We start from the raw sequence: 18,680 nt of genomic DNA on the forward strand, positions 1-18,680 counted from the left end.
GAAAGCGAAACGGCAATAGGCGTGGATCAGAATGGCGCGACAGCTCCCACTTGAAGGTGACAAGACCTTTCTGGTTTACGCCGGAACTGGCACCGACCTGATATTCAATCATGGAGTTGATCTACCCGGTTTCGCGTCGTTTCCATTGCTGGAAGAACCTGGCACCCGGGCAATACTGGCCGGTCAAATGCAGGCTCTTGTCGATCTCGCCCGTGAAATGAGTGTCGGATGCATCCTTGATGCGCCCACATGGATGGCGAACGCCGACCGGGCAGCGCCCTTGGGATACGATGCAGAACGGCTCGTTAAGGTGAACAAAGATGCGGTCAGTCTAATGGAGGACGTGCGCCAGGCTGCCGCTCGCGATGATGTACTGGTGTCGGCCTGCATCGGCCCGCGCCATGATCCTTACGCCGACATCCCGCCGGTATCTGCGGAAGATGCACGTCAATACCACGCCGCTCAAATGCGCAGCCTGAAAGACACAAGCGTCGACCTGGTCACCGCTTATACATTCAACCGTCCAAGCGAAGCAGCGGGATGCATCCTCGCCGCCCGAGACGCTGATCTGCCGATTATCATGTCTCTGGTTGTTGAGACAGACGGGTGCCTGGCGGACGGAACAAAACTTGTGGACGGAATTGATCAGATCGAAAGGGCAACCGACTCGGCGGCGCTGTTTTTTATGGTCAACTGCGCTCATCCGACCCATTTCGCCGGAGCGCTTGGCAAGCACCCCCGACTGCGAGGCGTGGTGGCGAACGCTTCGAGTTGCTCGCATGCGGAACTCGACGAAGCAGATGAGCTGGACCAAGGCGATCCAATTGAACTTGGTAAGCAGATTGCCGCGATTGCGCGGCAGAATCCGTCGATTCAAGTATTTGGAGGGTGCTGCGGAACCGACATGCGCCACCTGAAATCGATTGTAAGCGAATTAGCGTAGCCAACTTGGTTCAATCTGCATGTTAGCGCTGAGATCTGAGGCGATACCGTGATTTCTTTCCTCAATTTGTTATGAGCGGCCCAATCCCGCCGTTGGATCACGCGCGCCGTCGCTGCAGCGAGGCCCGTCGAACCGGACCTTGATCGATCGCGCAGCATTTTCGCAGAGGCAATGACTGGGTCGCGGGACAAAGCTGCCTCTTGCCGGACCGGCCTTTACGTCTGACCCAGCCGCTTAAGCCGAAGTAAGAAGGCCCCGGTCAAACTGCACGGTAGGCACCCGCGCAGGTCGTCTGCCATCATGTCGTGTCCGCCCGGCCCGCTGCACCTCTCGACCCGATTCTTGCGTATTGGACCCCGCACCCAAACCAGTAGCAGGAAACGGGTCGATTGGAATGCTGGCGGCCCGATAGACCCATGGTCATGCGAAATAGTGGAAAGGCATGATTATGGAACTGAAAGACAAGACTGTCATCGTGACCGGCGCAAGCAGTGGCATCGGGGCGGCGGCTGCGCTGCTCTTCGCAGCCGAAGGCGCCAACGTCATCCTCGGAGCGCGGCGGCAGGCCGAACTGGACCAGCTGGTCGGGCAGATCACGCAAAGCAATGGTCAAGCGGTCTGTCTTGCCGGGGATGTCACTGATGAAGCTTACTCGAAGGCCTTGGTGACACTGGCGTTGGAGACATACGGCGCGGTTGATGGTGCCTTCAACAATGCGGGTATCATAGGTGACATGAGCCCGGTTTCCACGATGAGCACTGCGAACTGGGACGCGGTGATTGCGGCGAACCTGACCAGTGCGTTCTACGCCGCCAAAGCCCAGATTCCGGTCATGGCCGCGCAGCGAAAAGGGGCGATCGTCTTCACCAGTTCCTTCGTCGGGTTCAGCAATGGGGGAATGCCGGGAATGGCCGCTTATGCCGCTTCCAAGGCGGGGATGATCGGCTTCACGCAGGCGTTGGCCTCGGAACATGCGGGCGACGGAATCCGCGTCAATGCCGTGCTCCCTGGGGGAACAATGACGGCAATGGCTGGCGACGACCCGGACACACATGCGTTCATCGCCAACCTGCATCCGGTAAAGCGCCTGGCCGAGCCTAAGGAGATTGCCCAGTCGGCGCTCTACCTTTTGTCGGACCGGTCGAGTTTCGTAACCGGGACGCCACTCGTCGCCGATGGCGGCATATCGGTCCGGCTGCTCTGAGATCTTGCCGTTGGCCCTCTGTGGCCAATGGCCCATCCATGCCGTGATACAGACCCGGATCAGAACAAGGGATGCCCTACCGACTGCGGGGCGTCATCGCAGATGTCATACCAGTGCGGTTTCTCGGAAACAAACTCGTGGAACTGGTTCCTGAGACCAAACTTCGTATCGAGCGCATTTGCGGCGATCGGGAAACTGGCGTCCTCAGAAAGGATTTCACCGAGCGACGTACTGCACACCTTGCAGAAACACCGGCTGTATTTATAGGGCGGCGCGGGTCGGTCCAAACCAGCCACAACCGATGTAGTCAAGCGCCGCGGTACAGCTTTACCAGACCGGACTTTCGCCGCAGCTGCATGATCCAGGCTCCTTCGAACTCACTGTCCGCGCAACGGATCGGTTTAACGAGTCCAACCCTCCAGAGGACCGCAAACCAACCCGATTTGCATATTGGTTGGAATGCTTCATACTTGATCTCGAGGGGGTGACTGGATTTGGCATGACCCCTCAGGTGGATTTGGCTCAAGAAGTTGGAAACCGCCAATTTGGACGCCCTTCGACGAAGCAGCCACCCAGAAAGCTTGCAGTATCAAACCTCAGGGGTGTTCCCTGTGCTGTCCCGGAACACCCGCAGAAAAAGGGTGACGCAAAATGCTTATAACACCGACACGCAGATCATTTGTCGCCGGCGGCGCAGCTTGTAGCGCAAGTGTACTGTTACCTATGGCGTCCCATTTGGCCGCCGCTGATACCCGACCGCAACTCCAGATTCCGCCGGAACTTTTCAGCGATGGAAAAGGAGAGATACATCTGGCCGCACAATCGGGAACAATGCAATTTGGCAGGCGAACCCCGACGCCCACTTATGGCTTCAACGGGCCATTCCTCGGGCCGGCGGTGCGCCTTCGCCGCGGCGAGGACGTAGTGATGCATGTTAAGAACGCGCTGCCCGAGCCGACCACAGTCCACTGGCATGGCCTAATAATACCCGGTGATGCCGATGGTGGTCCGCATCAGGTCATTCAACCTGCCGATACCTGGCGCGTACCGCTCATCGTTGATCAGCCGGCGGCGACGCTTTGGTTTCATCCTCACATTTACCCCGCAACCGCTGAACTGGTGATCAAAGGACTCGCTGGGTTACTTCTTGTGAGCGACGAGGAAAGTGATGGTCTGGGATTGCCGTCGCACTGGGGCGTCGACGACATTCCGCTGATCATTCAGGATCGGCGTTTCAAGCCGGATGGATCCTTTTTCCATCGCTTCAATCTCGCAGCAGTGACCGTTGGCTACGTCGGCGACACACCTTTGGTTAATGGGTCCACATATCCAATTGCCAAAACTGCGCAAGGATGGCTTCGTTTACGTATTCTCAATGGGTCGAATGCGCGGAGCTATCGGCTGGCCGCTTCGGACAACCGTTCGATCCATGTCATAGGGTCTGACGGTGGGCTCCTCGAACATCATGTGTCGATGAACGAGCTTCTCGTCCATGCCGGAGAACGTTTCGAGGTACTCGTGGACGCACGTGACGGTCAATCGTTTGATCTTGTGACCTTGCCAGTCGATCAGCCAATCATGCGGTTGCCGCCATTTGATAAACCCTTGCCGCTGATCACCATCGATCCAACAGGAGCAGAAGGTGCCGGAACGTTGCCAGACGCGCTGGTTACACTGCCGTCGATCCCGACAACGCCGCCGCCCCTGAGTCAGTCGCTAACCATGAATATGAACCGTGACGACGAAGGCATGGGTGCCTTGATGAAAGCCGGTTTGAAGAAACTGACGGACGGTTCGACCGACGCGTCGGTGGCTAAAAAATTGACCGAGGTGATTGTGGATGGACCAACATTATCCCAAGCAGAACGGTCAACCGCCAATGGTGTCAACGGGTCATCCTTCGCGCTTGACGCCAAGCCATTCTCGGTGAAACAGAACACGTTGTTGCGGTGGCGGATCGATGAGAACAGCGATACCATGCTGCACCCTGTTCACATCCACGGATGTCAGTTCCGGGTGCTCTCCATGGATGACAATCCCCCGCCTGCCCATCTGGCGGGTTGGAAAGATACCGTCGCCATTTCAAAGGGGGGCGTTGCCGAGATCCTGGTCAATTTCCCGCACGCTGCCGAAGCCCGAACGCCCTACATGACCCACTGCCATATACTCGAACATGAGGACTCTGGCATGATGGCCCAGTTTACCGTTAGCTGACTTTGTTGGTTCTCCGTTCGGCACAAAACGGGCCCTCATTGTGATCGCTAGTGCTGCCGTGCAGCTTCACCAAACCGGTCATTTGCAGCACACTCATGTGTGACATCTCTATGGACGGCAGAAACGCACAATGGCACCTGTCAGGGTATTTTCTCAACAACAGCCGAAAAAACACTGCTTGGATAAATCATAGGGAAAAGGCCGAAACACAGTTAGAAGTAGTTAGCTCGGATTGAATTCCTCAAGAAGCGAAGAACACGCCCGAACCGGAAAGGTCTGTTGATTTGATACCAACAATTACCTTTGTGGCCATTGGAGCAACCTTCCTTGTGGGATTGCTGTTCGCCCCGTTTTCACGAACCGCGATTTGGCGCGCCGCTGTTACCCCGCTCGCCTCGATAATCGGGAGCGGTTTTCTGGTCTCCGCCCCTCTGCTTGACCGGGAGTTTGGGGGCTTTGCTGCGCTTTCGATGGCGCTGTTAATTCTGGTGACAATGCTGATTGGATGGACAATCCGCTACAACAACAGAGTTGTCGAACCACAGTTGGCAGCCGATCAGGCTCCGGCCTCATAGCCAGTAAATGACGATCGCTGCGAGTGAGATGGCAGACAGAAAGACTTTTGGGCAGCGGTCGTAGCGCGTTGCCACATGTCGCCAATCCGTCAATCTGAGCGTTTGGATGACGCCGCCAATGACATTGGAGGTGGCAACCCGATTGATCGAGAACGGGTCCGCCGCGAAACTCACAAATGTTCAACAAAGGACTGCGATCCACCGCCAACAACTTGTGCAACGTGCACTTGGCGCCGAAGCGGTGCAACAGGTGACCGATGGGTTCCACGTCTGGTTGCAACTGCCGGATGGCTGGCGTGCGGACGTCTTCAATGCGGAGTGCGCCCGTTTGGGAGTTTATGTCAGCGAGGGCTGCAGTTTCGCTTTGAATGCAGGTGATGCACCGGAGGCTGTCCGAATTTGTGTTAGTCATGAGTCACAGGAAGACCGTCTCCGGCAAGGCCTGGAGATCATCGCCGGGGTATTGAGGCAAAAGCCAAGCGGGTCGTCGATGGTAATCTGACCGGCCAAAAACACCGGTGCTATGACGGTTGACCGACTGATTTGCGATACCTCAGTGCTGCGAGAAGAAACTCAACACTTCGGCGATGATCATCTGGTGCTTTTCCTCGCGCAGCGGGCCAGCATCCATACAGATGATTTCATCGCCAGGTTCTTCTTTTGCCAAAAGCTCGAACCCTCCCGGCTTGCAAAGCCCGAGGAAGTCGAAATGTGACAAGGTTTCCAGCTCGATGTACTTGGCAACGCCAGGGGAAACTGCGCGCAGCAAGGCGCGTGATTCAATGTCGAGCGTCAGACCAGAACTCATGATCGGCGCACCAAAGACCAGCAGAGGTTTCTCGATCTGAGCAAGACTATCCTCCGAAAAGCTCTGCGTGCCGCCCAGGTCAAAGACCGCGAAGGCCGCGATCCGGGGGTCGGAAAGGTCAGCCTCCATCTGCGCACGGTCTTCGTCGGTCTGTGCGATCTTCCAATCGGCGAGAATGCTACACGCCAATTCGTCCGGTATTTCGTCGCAAAAGCGGTTCAACCGTGCGGCGTCATATCGTGCTCCTGCCAATGCAACCGCAGTGAACCCGCCCAGGGAATGCCCCGCCATATAGATCCGCTCGGCGTCAATAAGCTCGGCGAATTTAGGAGATGTGACTGCGTGGTCAATGACACGAGAGACGTCCTTGGGTCGTTCCCACAATTGTCGGGTCAAATCGGGGTCACGCGACCAGGTCGAGGTTCCTGGGTGGTTGATGGCAGCAACAACATACCCCTTCCGCGCCAGGGCACTGGCAAGCCATGCCTGATTGTACGCGTTGCCATACATCCCGTGCGAGAGGACAACCAAGGGAAACGGGCCTTCGGAGGGTTTGGCATCCCTCACAATCTGCGTGCCCACCCAGACCTCACTTTCGAAATCATAGGTCAGGGGTCCGGTTGCCTCGGTCGGGTACCAAACAAACCCCGACAGATCTCGTTCGCCGCCGGCGTCGGTAATCTTCAGATCTGCCATGGCTGGTTCATAGGATTGTGCCCGTGCGATCGTGGCAATAGCCACAAATACACTGGCCACTATGCATGAGATACGTGTCATCAAAGGTTCCACATTTGGTTGCTGTTCACATTGAAGGTGAACGGCGAACCAAATTGTAACAACCGGTTGGGCTGTCTATACCTGTCCTTGATCCTGATCGAGGACAGGCCCCGGCAGAAAGAGGACAGATGGACACCCCAACGCTGGTCAGTTTGCCCCTCCCGATGACGACAGCGCTACTCTGTGCCGTACTTGCCGGGTTGGTTTGGTGGCTGAATCTGGGTCCGCAGCGAGCCAATGCCTTCTTTGCCGGCTTCTTCGGACTGGGTGCAATGACGTCGTTTCTGGTCGGCCTACGGTTCGGTTTTGGCGCCGAAAAACTAATCCCGCTCCAGCGCATGCTGCCGTTGTTTATTGGCCCTTTGCTGTATCTGGGCTTCGTGTCGCTCACGGTCGAAAAACGCCATGTCTTCAGGTTGGCCTTGCTGCACCTGGGAGCGCCCCTTGTTCTGATAGCGCTTTTCTTTGTTATTTCGAACAACTTCCTGACACTCGATTTGGCGATCAGTGCCAGCTACGCCATCTACTGCATCGCGATGTTTTTGCTGTGGCGCAGGGGGCCCGACGCATTCATCCATGCGCCGGTAAACGTGACGGGGAACGTGTCCAGCTGGCTGTTGCGCGGAATCGGGTTTCTCGCCTTCATATTGGTTTTGGACAGCGCAATTGCGATCGATTTTGCACTGACGGGGGGAGCCTATGCGTCACAACTAATCTCTTATGGCACCGTTCCGATGGTTTTTCTGCTGCTCGCCACCCTGATTACGTTGCCGATGGTGTTTTCCAGGTCGAGTGCCGCGCCATATCCAAAAGCGGCACCACAAACAGACGATGCCGAACTTCTAACGCGGCTGGAGAAACTGATGGAAGATCATCAGTTGTACCTTGAGCCCAACATTACCGTGCAGCGTCTTGCCAGACGCCTAAGTGTTCCCGCCCGCGACGTGTCCTCTGCGGTTAACAGAGTCCAGGGAACAAACATGTCGCAGTTTGTGAACCGGTTTCGCCTGGCTCATGCAGCGCGCTTGCTGGCCGACACGGATCAAAGCGTTGCAATGATCGCGACGCAATCCGGGTTCATGTCGCGTTCCAATTTTTATCGCGAATTTAAAAGGGTGTATGGACAAGCGCCCATCGAATATCGCGCATCCGGAAAACAGCGATCTGACGCGGTTGTTCAACCGTTGAAATCCGATGTGGCCCAGGCACAAAGCTCTTAGCTTGGGTACGTAGAATTTAAGCGAGTGTTCTGCCCTTAGCTAACCGCGGCGGGTCAAGCGACGCCTGTCAGGTTTCCGTCTCTGCTTAACGAGTTTTTCGCCTATGAAGCTCTTGGTCTGGTCGTCTTTTCATACAGCTATGTCGGAAGCAGTGAATTCTTACGCGTTGCTTCCCAAGTAAAATACCTTCGACAACGAACCTCATCAGGCATTGAAACTGGCCATCGGGCACAACCCTGGGCGGATTTCAAACGGCAGATTTGGCCGAAGGGATACGAAAGTGGCAAACCTACTTGACCCGTTTCAATTGAAACACCTGACTTTGCGCAACCGTATCGTGAGCACATCTCATGCACCGAATTTTGTCGAAGATGGCCATCCCCGGGACCGTTACAGATTGTATCATGAGGAAAAGGCCAAGGGTGGGGTCGCCCTGACCATGGTTGGGGGGTCGACCAATATCGCTCCTGATAGCCCATCGGTGTTTGGCCAGCTCTATGCCGGTGATGACAGTATCATTCCATGGTTCCGTAAACTGACGGATGGTGTTCATGAACATGGTGCCGCCATCATGTGTCAGATCACCCATATGGGGCGCCGCACGGCCTGGGATGATGGGCATTGGTTACCGGTTCTGGCCCCTTCCGGCATCCGCGAACGCGCTCATCGCGCCTTTCCAAAAGTGATGGAGCAAGAGGACATCGACCGCGTGATCGGTAATTTCGTATCTGCTGCGCGACGCTGTCAGCTGGGCGGGTTCGACGGCATCGAGATTCTGTCTCACTCTCACCTTCTGGGGCAGTTCCTGTCCCCGCTGACCAATCAGCGGGACGATGAATATGGCGGGGCGTTGGAAAACCGAATGCTTCTGACCCTGCAAGTTCTTGACGCAGTACGCGCTGAAGTTGGCTCTGAAATCATCCTGTCGATGCGCATCACCGGCGATGAACTGACCGAAGGAGGGCTGAGCGCCGAAGATTGCGTTGCCGCCGCCCGGATGCTGGAAGAATCCGGCCATGTCGACCTGCTCAACATTCTTGCCGGCGCGCCTTACGATGATCTGGGTTTGGCTGAATGGGTGCGCCCCATGGGTTTGCCGGCGGCTCCACATATCACCGTGGCTGGGCGCATCCGTGATGCCGTCGAGTTGCCGATCCTGCACGCAGGAGGGATTGCGGATATTGCCACGGCCCGCCACGCAGTTTCCGGCGGCTATGTTGATCTGGTGGGCATGACCCGCGCACAGATGGCTGATCCCCATCTGGTGGAAAAACTCGCGCGCGGGAAAGAAGAGCGTATCCGCCCTTGTGTCGGCTTGGGCTACTGCGTGGACCGGGTCAATCAAGGCAAACCTGCCGTTTGCGGACACAACGCTGCGACGGGGCGGGAGCAGACATTACCTCATGTCATCACGCTCAGCGAAACCCGAAAGAAAGTGGTTGTCGTCGGTGGCGGGCCCGGTGGATTGGAGGCCGCGCGGGTCAGCGCCTTACGCGGTCACGAAGTCGTGCTGTTCGAAGCGTCGGATCGACTGGGCGGACAGTTGGTTCTGGCCGCCAAGGGGATGACGCGCAGACAAGTCTGGGGCGTCGCTGACTGGTTGATTTCCGAGGTGACGGTGCTTGGCATTGATATCCGCTTGAACACCTATGCCGAGGCCGATGACGTGCTGTCCGAAGCCCCCGATATCGTGATTATTGCGACAGGCGGCTGGCCCGAAATTTTGGCCATTCCCGGAGGTGATCTGACGATCTCCAGCTGGGAGGTGTTGTCCGGTGAGGCACGTGTCTCGGGCGAGGTGCTGTTGTTCGATGAGGTCGGCGACCACCCTGCGGCCGTCACGGCCGACGCGCTGGCAGGCAATGGTTGCAGTGTCAACCTCGTGACTCCGGACCGGGCAATTCTGCATGACCTTGGCCCAACGACCTCTGCCGTCGCCTTACACAATCTGGCTGCCAATGGAGTTACCTTCACCTGCCTGCAAGAACTCACCTCCCTGGTGCGCGAAGGTGATCGAGTTCGCGCCAGCCTGCGTCATGTGTTGACGGGGAATGTCACTGAACGTCTTGTTGATCACGTAGTCGTCGAACATGGCCTGTCCCCGATGGACGGGCTTTATCACGACCTCAAACCACGCTCGCGCAATCATGGGCAGGTTGAACACAAGGCGCTTATTGGGGGAACGTTTCCCTTCGTTGACACCAATCGGAGCGGTCAATTCCATTTGGCCCGCATTGGCGACGCAGTTACAAGCCGAAACATGCACGCCGCAATTCTCGATGCCTTGCGGGTATGTGCTGCGGTCTGAAAGAAACTATGCTCATCTGCCGATCAAAGATGGGCGCAGATCATCAGTGTTGGCGCAACGAATGTCAGGAAAGCACCCACTCTCACAGGTATCGAGCGGACGAAACCAGACATTGACTAACCACTGATTTTACTGCGGAGTTACCCCTCAGACCGGCCGTTCGTTGTGTTTGCGAGGTAAGACTACTTAAGGTTTGGCCCGCCTTCTGAATTACTCTGGCAAACACATGAAGTTAAGATATGATACTCATCACTGCCGCCCACAAAATGCGTCTGCTTGAAGTGCACAACCCATTTCATGCGTTTGTTGAGATAAGTATGCAAAAGGCGCGTTGACCAACACACTTGAGAGGTGAACCATGTCCTTCCCCGCTCGTCCCCTAATGTCGCGCCGCCAGTTTCTTGCAACAACAGCCACCAGCGCAGCGGCGATCACCTTGCACCCGTTTTCTGCCTCAGCTGCCAACAACCAGGCACATTTACGGATCATGGAAACCACTGACATCCATGTTCACGTATTCCCCTATGACTACTATGCAGACAAGCCGCGAGACACGGTGGGTCTGTCCCGCACGGCGTCAATTATCAATGAAATCCGCTCCGAGGCGACCAACTCGCTTCTGGTCGATAATGGCGACTTTCTACAGGGTAATCCGATGGGCGACTACATCGCCTATGAACGCGGTATGAAAGAGGGCGACAGCCACCCGGTAATTACCGCTTTCAACACGGTTGGCTTTGATGCCGCCACGCTGGGCAACCATGAGTTCAATTACGGCTTGGATTTCCTCGAAAAATCTCTTGCCGGCGCCGACTTCCCGGTGGTTCTGGCCAATGTCGCCAAGGAAAAAGGTGCCGCTCCGCGAGACGACAAAACGCTAGTTAGCCCCTACGCCATTCTCGATCGCGAAATCGAATTGGGCGACGGAACCAAGCATCCCATTAAAATCGGGGTGATTGGGTTCACCCCACCGCAAATCATGAACTGGGACCGCAAACATCTGGAGGGCAATGTTGAGGCTCGCGACATCATCGAAACGGCACAGGCCTATGTCCCCGAGATGAAAGAGCAAGGCTGCAACCTGATCATCGCCCTGTCGCATTCAGGAATTGGCGAGGCTGATCACGTCGATGGCATGGAAAACGCCTCTGTCGTACTGGCGGGCGTTGACGGTATCGACGCTCTGGTCACCGGCCACAATCATCTGGTCTTCCCCTCACCCACTTTTGCAGACCGCCCTGGGATCGATGTGGATAAAGGCACGCTGATGGGCAAACCCGCCGTCATGGGCGGTTTCTGGGGGTCGCATCTTGGCCTGCTGGACCTGCTGCTGGAACGGGACGGGAACGAATGGCGCGTGGTCACGACCACTTCCGAGGCGCGACCGATATCGCAGCGCAACGAGGACCGCTCTATCACCGCATTGGTGGGCGATGACCAAAAGGTTCTGGATTCGGTGGCAAAGGATCATGACGAAACACTGGCCTATGTCCGTCGCGCAGTCGGTAAGACTTCAGCCCCGTTGCATAGCTATTTCGCGCTGGTCGCGGATGACCCCTCTGTGCAGATCGTGTCGATCGCACAGAAATGGTATGTCGAGGAAATGCTGAAAGGCACCGAGCACGAAGGTTTGCCCATCCTGTCAGCGGCTGCTCCGTTCAAGGCCGGCGGGCGTGGGGGCCCTGAGTATTATACTGATGTTCCAGTGGGCGATGTCGCAATCAAGAACGTGGCCGATCTGTACCTCTATCCGAATACGGTCCGTGCGGTCCGTGTGAACGGCGCGCAGGTAAGAGGTTGGCTTGAGCGGTCGGCAGGCATGTTCAATCAGATTGAAGCAGGTTCAAAGGACGCGATCCTGCTGAACCCGTCTTTCCCATCCTATAATTTTGATGTGATGGATGGCGTGACATATCAAATCGACCTGTCACAACCGTCGCGCTATGGACCAAAGGGCGAAGAGGAAAACCCCGACGCGGCCCGGATTGGTAATCTTGCATTCAACGGCGCACCGGTTACGGACGATATGGAATTCATCATCGCCACCAACAACTACCGTGCATCCGGCGGCGGCTCGTTCCCCGGTGCAATGGGCGATACCATTGTTTTCGAAGCACCAGACACAAACCGTGATGTCATCGTACGTTACATTGTCGAACAGGGCACGATCGACCCCAAAGCGGACGCCAACTGGTCATTTGCCCCGTTGGACGACACGACCGTACTATTCGAAACTGGTCCCAAAGCTCGTGACTATATGAATGACGTCAAGGGCGTCTCTATAGAGGACGCTGGAAATGGCAAGGATGGCTTCGCAGCTTTCCGTATTAAGCTTTGATCCAACGGCTCTGTTTCTTCGACTAGCACTCCCGTTACACGATGAAGTCGGTGGCGGGAGAGCTCTAAGTGCAGTCGGCCCATTGCCGACTTTGAGCATTGAACCATTGTGCCGCGGTCGCAGCCTGTAATGCTGCCATTCGCTTCGACGCAATAACTGTACGGTCCAAATTCCCAGATAGGCGATGACTTCGTCAATGTCACATACGTCCCAATTCGGGCACGAGCAATCGAACAACGGTTAACGTGACAACACCCTAATTGGTGGCACCTGATATCCTGTCCCCTACCCTTTGACAACTGCCTCACCTCATCGCATCGTCTCCCCATGAGCTATCCCTCCAACCATCCCCAACGAGCGGACGACGCTGCTGCAGGCATTGATGTCACGGACGAGTTCGAGCGTTTCAACCAGCGCAATGACATTTTTACCCGGGCCTTCTGGGATGAGCGTATCCGCAACAAACAGACCGACGCCTTCTTTGCCTCGTACCGGATGGAGGCTACCCCCCGTCGTGGTGATGGATTCACCCAACGCGATTTCGCGCTTAGAAACGCCTCTTGGCTGATTTCAGACTTGATCTCTGAAAGAGGTGGCGAGATCGGCAAGCGCGAAGGCTTCCAGGCCCCCATCGACAATGACACACCCGTCGCCCTGACACAGCAACCGGTAGACGATCCCACCGCGATGGCCAAGGAAATCAAACGCATCGCGAAGTTCTTTGGTGCCGATCTCTGTGGCATCACCGATATGGACGACCGCTGGCTCTATGCAACGCGCGTTGACACCCGTGACTTCTCCGACGCGCCCAACGACCTGCCAGTGGGTATGACGTCTGTCATTGTGTTGGGTCATCAGATGGACGAGGACCTCGTTGCCACCTACCCTTCCGCTCTTGCTGGTGCCGCCACTGGGCGCGAATACTCCCACGAGGCCAGCATCGTGATGCAGCTTGCGGCCTATATCCGGAATCTGGGCTATGAGGCCACAGCCTCAATGAACGACACCGGTCTCGTGATCCCTTACGCAATCAAAGCGGGATTGGGTGAATATGCCCGCAACCAGATGGTGATAACACCTGAATACGGGCCGCGCTTGCGGTTCTCCAAGATTTTCACCAGCCTTCCGCTGGCGCATGATCCACCCAGGCCATTGGGCGTACGTGCTTTCTGTAGCATCTGCACCAAATGCTCAGATGCCTGTCCCGTCAAAGCGCTCCCTTATGGACCGCCTGAGACTACCGAGGACCCGTCGGCCATCAAGGGTGTGCGCAAGTGGACCTCCGACGCAGCCAAGTGCTTCGGGTTTTGGGCCAAACTATCCTCTGACTGTGCCATTTGCATGCGCGTCTGCCCATTCAACCGGGACTTCACGCGATGGCGCCACCGTCTTTGGTTGAAGTTGGCGTTCTCACCCTTTCGCAAAGTTGCACTCTGGCTCGACCGTAACCGCGGCAAACGCACCAAGCCCGCCGATTGGTGGCAAAGCTCGTGACCTCAAACATGATTGAGGCCTCAGCATAAATCCATGCATGGATTTTTTCCCCGCCGCGAGCGGTTTCATCAACAGAGCTGTCAGTTCTTCGGGGACGGCCCGTTGCAGACTTTCGCCATACCAAAGATGCTGCATCGCAGCGCTGCCAGGCCGGTCCTTGTTAGCTGCGTCGAACTCATACTAATAAACAAATTTAGACTTCTGACACTGGACAGGCGCAAGTTATTCGCGGCTTTCAGACCACCCCCGTCTGAATGAAGTTGGCGCCCCGCCGTAGCGTTTTTTGAATCTCACCGTAAGTTGGGTAGCGCTGCTAAAGCCTGTGGCTGCCGCAATTTCGGCAACCGTCATCTCGGTTTCGCTGAGCAGTGCATAAGCCCTCGCTACGCGCAGTTCGATGTAGAACTGTACAGGTGAAATCTCGACATACTTTTGAAAGAGACGCTCCAGCTGACGACGAGATATCTGTACGGCTTCTGCTATTTCAGAGATATCCAACGGCTCTTCCAGGTTTTCATGCATGATCTGCATGGCATTGATCAGATATTGGTTGCGGCTACCCAAGGCCACCGAGAAGGCTGATTTCTGAAGCGTTTTGCTATTGTTGGACCGAAAGTGGATACACATGTCCGATACGATGACCGCCAGATCGTTTCCGAAGTCGGATTCGATCATGTCCAACATCATATCAGTTGCGGCATTGCCACCACCACATGTCATAAGCTCGTTGTCGATTTCATACAGGTTTGCCGATGGCTCCAGATCATCAAAATGTTCGACGAATGCCGGGTGGTTTTCCCAATGCAATGTGAACCTTTTTCCTGACAGGACCCCGGCCTTCGCAAGAGCAAATGCTCCAGTGCAAATTCCACCCAGATTACAGCCAAAGGTTCTCTGGCGGCTAATCCACGACAGTACTTTCGGGTTTGTACTTTCGGCTGGTTCAATACCTGAACAAACAAACAGCCGCGAGGATCGCGGTAAATTTTGCAAAGCGAAATCAGGCGTAATTTCAATCCCATTCGAACAAGTGACCGGGTTTCCATCTTCAGAAATCAGGAACCACTTATAAAGTTCTTTGTTCGTGACCTGATTGGCGATCCTCAGTGGTTCCACCGCTGCGCTAAAGGCCAGCATGGTCAGTTTTGGAAGCAACAGGAAATAGATTTCCTTAGCTGCCCCGTTGTAGACAATGCGATAGCTGGCCGCGCCTTTAGGGACAAAGTTTCTAGGGTTCATATTCTCTCCTCCCAGTTTCGACCAAGGCGGATGAAGGGCACCAACACCCTTTATGGTGTTGGTGCAGAACGGTCAGGCGCTCATCTGCGCAACAGGCTCACCGCTTTCCTCCCAGGAGCGGATCTCTTCTTCGCTTGCTTTTGGTGAGAAGAGCCTTGTCATGGCATAGATGATACCGATGACAGGTGACAGCCAGCAAGCAAATGCGAGCGGAATATACAGCAGATTTTCGAAGTTCCCGTCTGCGATACCCAAGCCAAGTGCAGTGATTACGAACGCACCACCCGCATTCCAGGGGATCAGAGGCGACACCAGTGTTCCGCCCTCCTCGACTGCCCGGGACAGGTTCAGCGGGGAATAACCCATCGCACGATAAACGGGCGCATACATCCGGCCCGGCAGCGCAATTGACAGGTAGGGGTCACCTGCAACGGTATTGGTGGCGACAGAGGTCAGGATGGCCGAGGTTTGAATACCGGCAAACGTCTTCACCTTCGAAATGACAACTTTGATGATGGCCTGGAGGCAGCCCACGCGCTCAAGCGCCCCACCAAAACCCAAGGCCAGCAGCACCAGCGAAATCGTCCACATCATAGACTGAATGCCGCCGCGGTTCAGCAAGGGGTCGATCTCCGGAACCCCGGTATCGATTGAGTAGCCGCTGTTGGCGAAGGTGAACGTCTCATGCAGCCCCGCCCCCTGACAGAAGATGGCCATGATGCCGCCTGCAACGGCCCCGGCAAACAGTGACGGGATCGGAGGTTGCTTCATTACCGCCAGCACGATGACCAGAACGGCCGGAAACAGCATGATCGGCGAAATCCAGAACGCGTCGTCCAACGCGGTCGTGATTGCGTGAATACGGTCAAACGAAACCTGCGACGTGTCGATCAGCGTAAAGCCGACGACAAAGTAGATCACCAGTGCAATCAGCATCGAAGGCACTGTCGTTGGAAGCATATTCCGAATGTGATCGAACAGATTGGTTCCAGTCACGGCAGGGGCCAGGTTTGTCGTGTCCGACAATGGCGAGATCTTGTCGCCGAAGAATGCGCCAGAGACCACCGCCCCAGCTGTCCAATACATTGGAATACCGAACCCGGCTCCGATCCCCATCAGAGCCAAGCCAACCGTGCCAGTCGTTCCCCAGGAGGTACCCAATGAAACAGATACAATAGAGCAAAGCAGCATTCCTGCAGCAAGGAATAGCTCCGGCGACAAGATCTTGAGACCATAATAGATCAGCGTTGGAACGGTGCCGCTGGCGATCCACACTCCGATGATCATGCCAACCGTGATCAGTATCGAAACCGACGGCAGGGAGATATTGATGACGTGGAACACACCTTCTTCGATGCTGGGCCATTTGTGCCCCAACATGAGGCCAACGATGCCAGTGATCGCGATCCCGAATGCCAGCGGGATGTGCGGGGTAAAGTCGCCGAAATAAAACAGCTGCAGCCCAAGCACACACAAGGTCAGTACTATCGGCACAAGCGCCAGCACCAAGCCGGGCTGACGTATGTTGTCTTCATTAGCAGACATATGGGTCTCCTCCTTTGGAATGATCCGGAACCGTGATGATCTGCGGAAAAAACCAAATTTGGCGGGGTGGGACTGTCGGTCAGAGCGCACATCCTGTTAGAATTTGCGACACTGTTGCGTCGGGTTTCGGCTTCTTCAAATTAATTGAAGGCCGACCAATGCGATCGAGCGCAACAAATTGCCCCGGTTTACTGCGCATCCCTAAACCGCGAAGACCAATAGGCTGTACGACGACAGATGGCAAAACGGCCCAGACCTGCCGTTGGCCTTACTACTCGACGCCGCAGCGCAGCTTTTCGCATTGCTGCCGTTCGCTGCACGCGCGAAGTCAAAGGTCAACTGAATTTACGGACAGCGCAACGAAGCCGTCGTTGCTGTTGTCACTTGAAATGGCCGCTTTTAGAAGTTCGCCCCCCAAAAGCAACTTGGGAACCTTGGACCAGTTTCTGATGCTAAGATGCCTGCCTTCGATCACACACACACCGATTTCCCGGTAAGGTATTGCCAAGTTGTTTGAGGTTTCGTGCTAAGTGTTGTCACGCAACACTCTGGCCGCCATTTTGCGGTGTACCCGTTCCAGAGACCGAGCGCGTCAGAACGTGTGTGTCGGGATGAGTTTGCGGTAAGTTGATATCGGCGAGGACGGAAGCTCAGGTTGATCTGATCATGTGCAGACAGAAACCTCTGAGCTTGTCGATGTATTTGAACCGCCCAAACATCTTCTCTCGCTTCCGGGTGGCCCTATGCGTCACTTCGATTGAGTTGTTTGGGCCTTAGTGGGCACGATGGTCAGCTTCGGGAGCCAGCAATTTGACCGGATTAATGTAGCGGCGCAGTTTGTCAGCAAGTCTTCAATATCTGCCGTGCTCAGTGCGAAGCGGTGGTACGCCCAGACCGCCTAAGCAATGATCTCACGAGGAAAGCGGAACCCCTTCAGGCGCGGCATATTGATCGGAATGTTCATGAACCGCAGATAACCCGCTCAAGACAAATGAACAACTTGGCAAGACCCTTCTGGGGACCTGCTGGTCATGTTCAATCAGTTTTTTCAGTGAGTGGCGAAGGGCGGGCTGAACGATACGCGCCATATGATCATGCGCAATACATCCGGCGCATGATCAGAGGCGTCAGGTACATTGGAATCTGATAGGCCCCGATAAACACCATGATCGGCGCTGTGACCTCGGGCGGCAGAGCCACGAAGAACAGCGCGATGTTGCGATTTCCGGCGATCAGAGACACTGCGGTCGCTTGGGCCGGAGGCAAGCGATTGCGTGTCAATCGAAAGGTGGCGATCTGAGCGGCAAAATTCAAGAAACAGGCGAAGGCGATCCAGAACCCGGCAAGCCACGGATCGTTCAACGCCGTTGTGCTCACAGACGGCATCAGGCCTATGACGAAAACTGCCAACGTGATCGCAGCCAACCCTTCAAGTTTCAACAGCGTTTTTTGCGATGGATTGCGTAGAACAGTCTGGCGAAGCCCGACGGCAACAAGCGTGACGATAGAAATCGTCAGAAACAATTTAAATGCAGCCTTCAGGACCGCCGATAGATCACCAAGCTCAGGCATAAGCCAGAAAACTGGCAGAGCGGTCAGGGGCAACGCAGCTGTCCCGACCACGACCAGGCGCATCGCGTGCTCAGCGGGAGATCCCAACATCATACACAGGTTTGGACTGCCTGAGATCGATGGCGCAGCGGTCATGATCAGCAGCGACAGTATGACCGCCGTCCCCGTCCATCCCCCGACAATCCCTATAGCAAGAACTGCAAGTGGCGTAAGAACCTGAAACCCGACGACCGTTGTCGTGACCTGACGCAGATCCGCCAACGACCCAAGAATGGCCGCTGGCTCCATCCGTAGAATGGTCACAAACAACAGAAGAACCACAAGAGGCGGAAGCAAAGGCCGCATCGGCTCGGCCAGTCCGGGCAGCAACAACCCCACGACCAGTCCAGAGACCAGAACGTAAGGGCCGTTACGCGCCGCCCAGAGCAACAGATTCACTGCGC

The 18,680-nt window shown here is 55.8% G+C and carries 12 protein-coding genes and 2 pseudogenes; 8 read left to right on the forward strand and 6 right to left on the reverse strand.

Annotated elements, in window-relative coordinates; translation table 11 throughout:
* The first annotated feature begins 31 nt into the window (after window positions 1–31).
* From GOX88_RS18965 to cueO, 3 genes are all read left to right on the forward strand, one after another.
* Window positions 32–943: a homocysteine S-methyltransferase family protein gene (locus tag GOX88_RS18965; RefSeq protein WP_170405473.1), complete on the forward strand. Its 912-nt coding sequence runs from the start codon at window positions 32–34 to the stop codon at window positions 941–943.
* A 448-nt stretch (window positions 944–1,391) separates the two neighbouring features.
* On the forward strand, window positions 1,392–2,147 hold the full coding sequence (locus GOX88_RS18970; protein WP_170405575.1) for an SDR family oxidoreductase: 756 nt from the start codon (window positions 1,392–1,394) through the stop codon (window positions 2,145–2,147).
* 651 nt (window positions 2,148–2,798) lie between these two features.
* Window positions 2,799–4,361, forward strand: a complete 1,563-nt coding sequence (cueO, locus tag GOX88_RS18975; RefSeq protein WP_170405476.1) for a multicopper oxidase CueO — start codon at window positions 2,799–2,801, stop codon at window positions 4,359–4,361.
* A 569-nt stretch (window positions 4,362–4,930) separates the two neighbouring features.
* Here the strand turns inward: cueO and GOX88_RS18980 are convergent.
* A pseudogene (locus GOX88_RS18980) lies at window positions 4,931–5,032 on the reverse strand (IS5/IS1182 family transposase); the annotation flags it as partial.
* Between the two features lie 10 nt (window positions 5,033–5,042).
* On the opposite strand from GOX88_RS18980, the gene GOX88_RS18985 reads away from it, so the two are divergent.
* Window positions 5,043–5,438 (forward strand): hypothetical protein, encoded by a 396-nt coding sequence (locus GOX88_RS18985; protein ID WP_217354258.1) that lies wholly within the window; start codon window positions 5,043–5,045, stop codon window positions 5,436–5,438.
* A gap of 51 nt (window positions 5,439–5,489) precedes the next feature.
* Here GOX88_RS18985 and GOX88_RS18990 read toward each other — a convergent pair whose 3' ends face one another.
* A complete protein-coding gene (locus GOX88_RS18990) occupies window positions 5,490–6,521 on the reverse strand; it encodes an alpha/beta hydrolase family protein (RefSeq protein ID WP_170405479.1) in 1,032 nt (343 codons plus the stop codon).
* 128 nt (window positions 6,522–6,649) lie between these two features.
* On the opposite strand from GOX88_RS18990, the gene GOX88_RS18995 reads away from it, so the two are divergent.
* The 4 genes from GOX88_RS18995 (at window position 6,650) to GOX88_RS19010 (ending at window position 13,881) form a co-directional block, all read left to right on the forward strand.
* Entirely contained in the window at window positions 6,650–7,741 is a 1,092-nt protein-coding gene (locus GOX88_RS18995) for a helix-turn-helix transcriptional regulator (RefSeq protein ID WP_170405481.1), read from the forward strand.
* Between the two features lie 280 nt (window positions 7,742–8,021).
* Window positions 8,022–10,049, forward strand: a complete 2,028-nt coding sequence (locus GOX88_RS19000; protein ID WP_170405484.1) for an FAD-dependent oxidoreductase — start codon at window positions 8,022–8,024, stop codon at window positions 10,047–10,049.
* 358 nt (window positions 10,050–10,407) lie between these two features.
* Window positions 10,408–12,387: a bifunctional 2',3'-cyclic-nucleotide 2'-phosphodiesterase/3'-nucleotidase gene (locus GOX88_RS19005; RefSeq protein ID WP_170405487.1), complete on the forward strand. Its 1,980-nt coding sequence runs from the start codon at window positions 10,408–10,410 to the stop codon at window positions 12,385–12,387.
* A 327-nt stretch (window positions 12,388–12,714) separates the two neighbouring features.
* A complete protein-coding gene (locus tag GOX88_RS19010; RefSeq protein WP_170405490.1) occupies window positions 12,715–13,881 on the forward strand; it encodes a 4Fe-4S double cluster binding domain-containing protein in 1,167 nt (388 codons plus the stop codon).
* A gap of 222 nt (window positions 13,882–14,103) precedes the next feature.
* Here GOX88_RS19010 and GOX88_RS19015 read toward each other — a convergent pair whose 3' ends face one another.
* The 4 genes and pseudogenes from GOX88_RS19015 to GOX88_RS19030 all read right to left on the reverse strand — a co-directional run bounded on the left by GOX88_RS19015 (window position 14,104) and on the right by GOX88_RS19030 (window position 18,675).
* Window positions 14,104–15,120, reverse strand: a complete 1,017-nt coding sequence (locus GOX88_RS19015) for a GlxA family transcriptional regulator (RefSeq protein WP_170405493.1) — start codon at window positions 15,118–15,120, stop codon at window positions 14,104–14,106.
* Between the two features lie 72 nt (window positions 15,121–15,192).
* Window positions 15,193–16,665 (reverse strand): Na+/H+ antiporter NhaC, encoded by a 1,473-nt coding sequence (gene nhaC, locus GOX88_RS19020; protein ID WP_170405496.1) that lies wholly within the window; start codon window positions 16,663–16,665, stop codon window positions 15,193–15,195.
* A 567-nt stretch (window positions 16,666–17,232) separates the two neighbouring features.
* Window positions 17,233–17,629, reverse strand: a pseudogene (locus GOX88_RS19025) (IS6 family transposase); the annotation flags it as partial.
* A 128-nt stretch (window positions 17,630–17,757) separates the two neighbouring features.
* A complete protein-coding gene (locus GOX88_RS19030; protein ID WP_170405499.1) occupies window positions 17,758–18,675 on the reverse strand; it encodes a hypothetical protein in 918 nt (305 codons plus the stop codon).
* Window positions 18,676–18,680 lie beyond the last annotated feature (5 nt).

Origin of the sequence: Ruegeria arenilitoris, assembly GCF_013030985.1 — a bacterium.
GTDB classification, from domain to species: domain Bacteria; phylum Pseudomonadota; class Alphaproteobacteria; order Rhodobacterales; family Rhodobacteraceae; genus Ruegeria; species Ruegeria arenilitoris_B.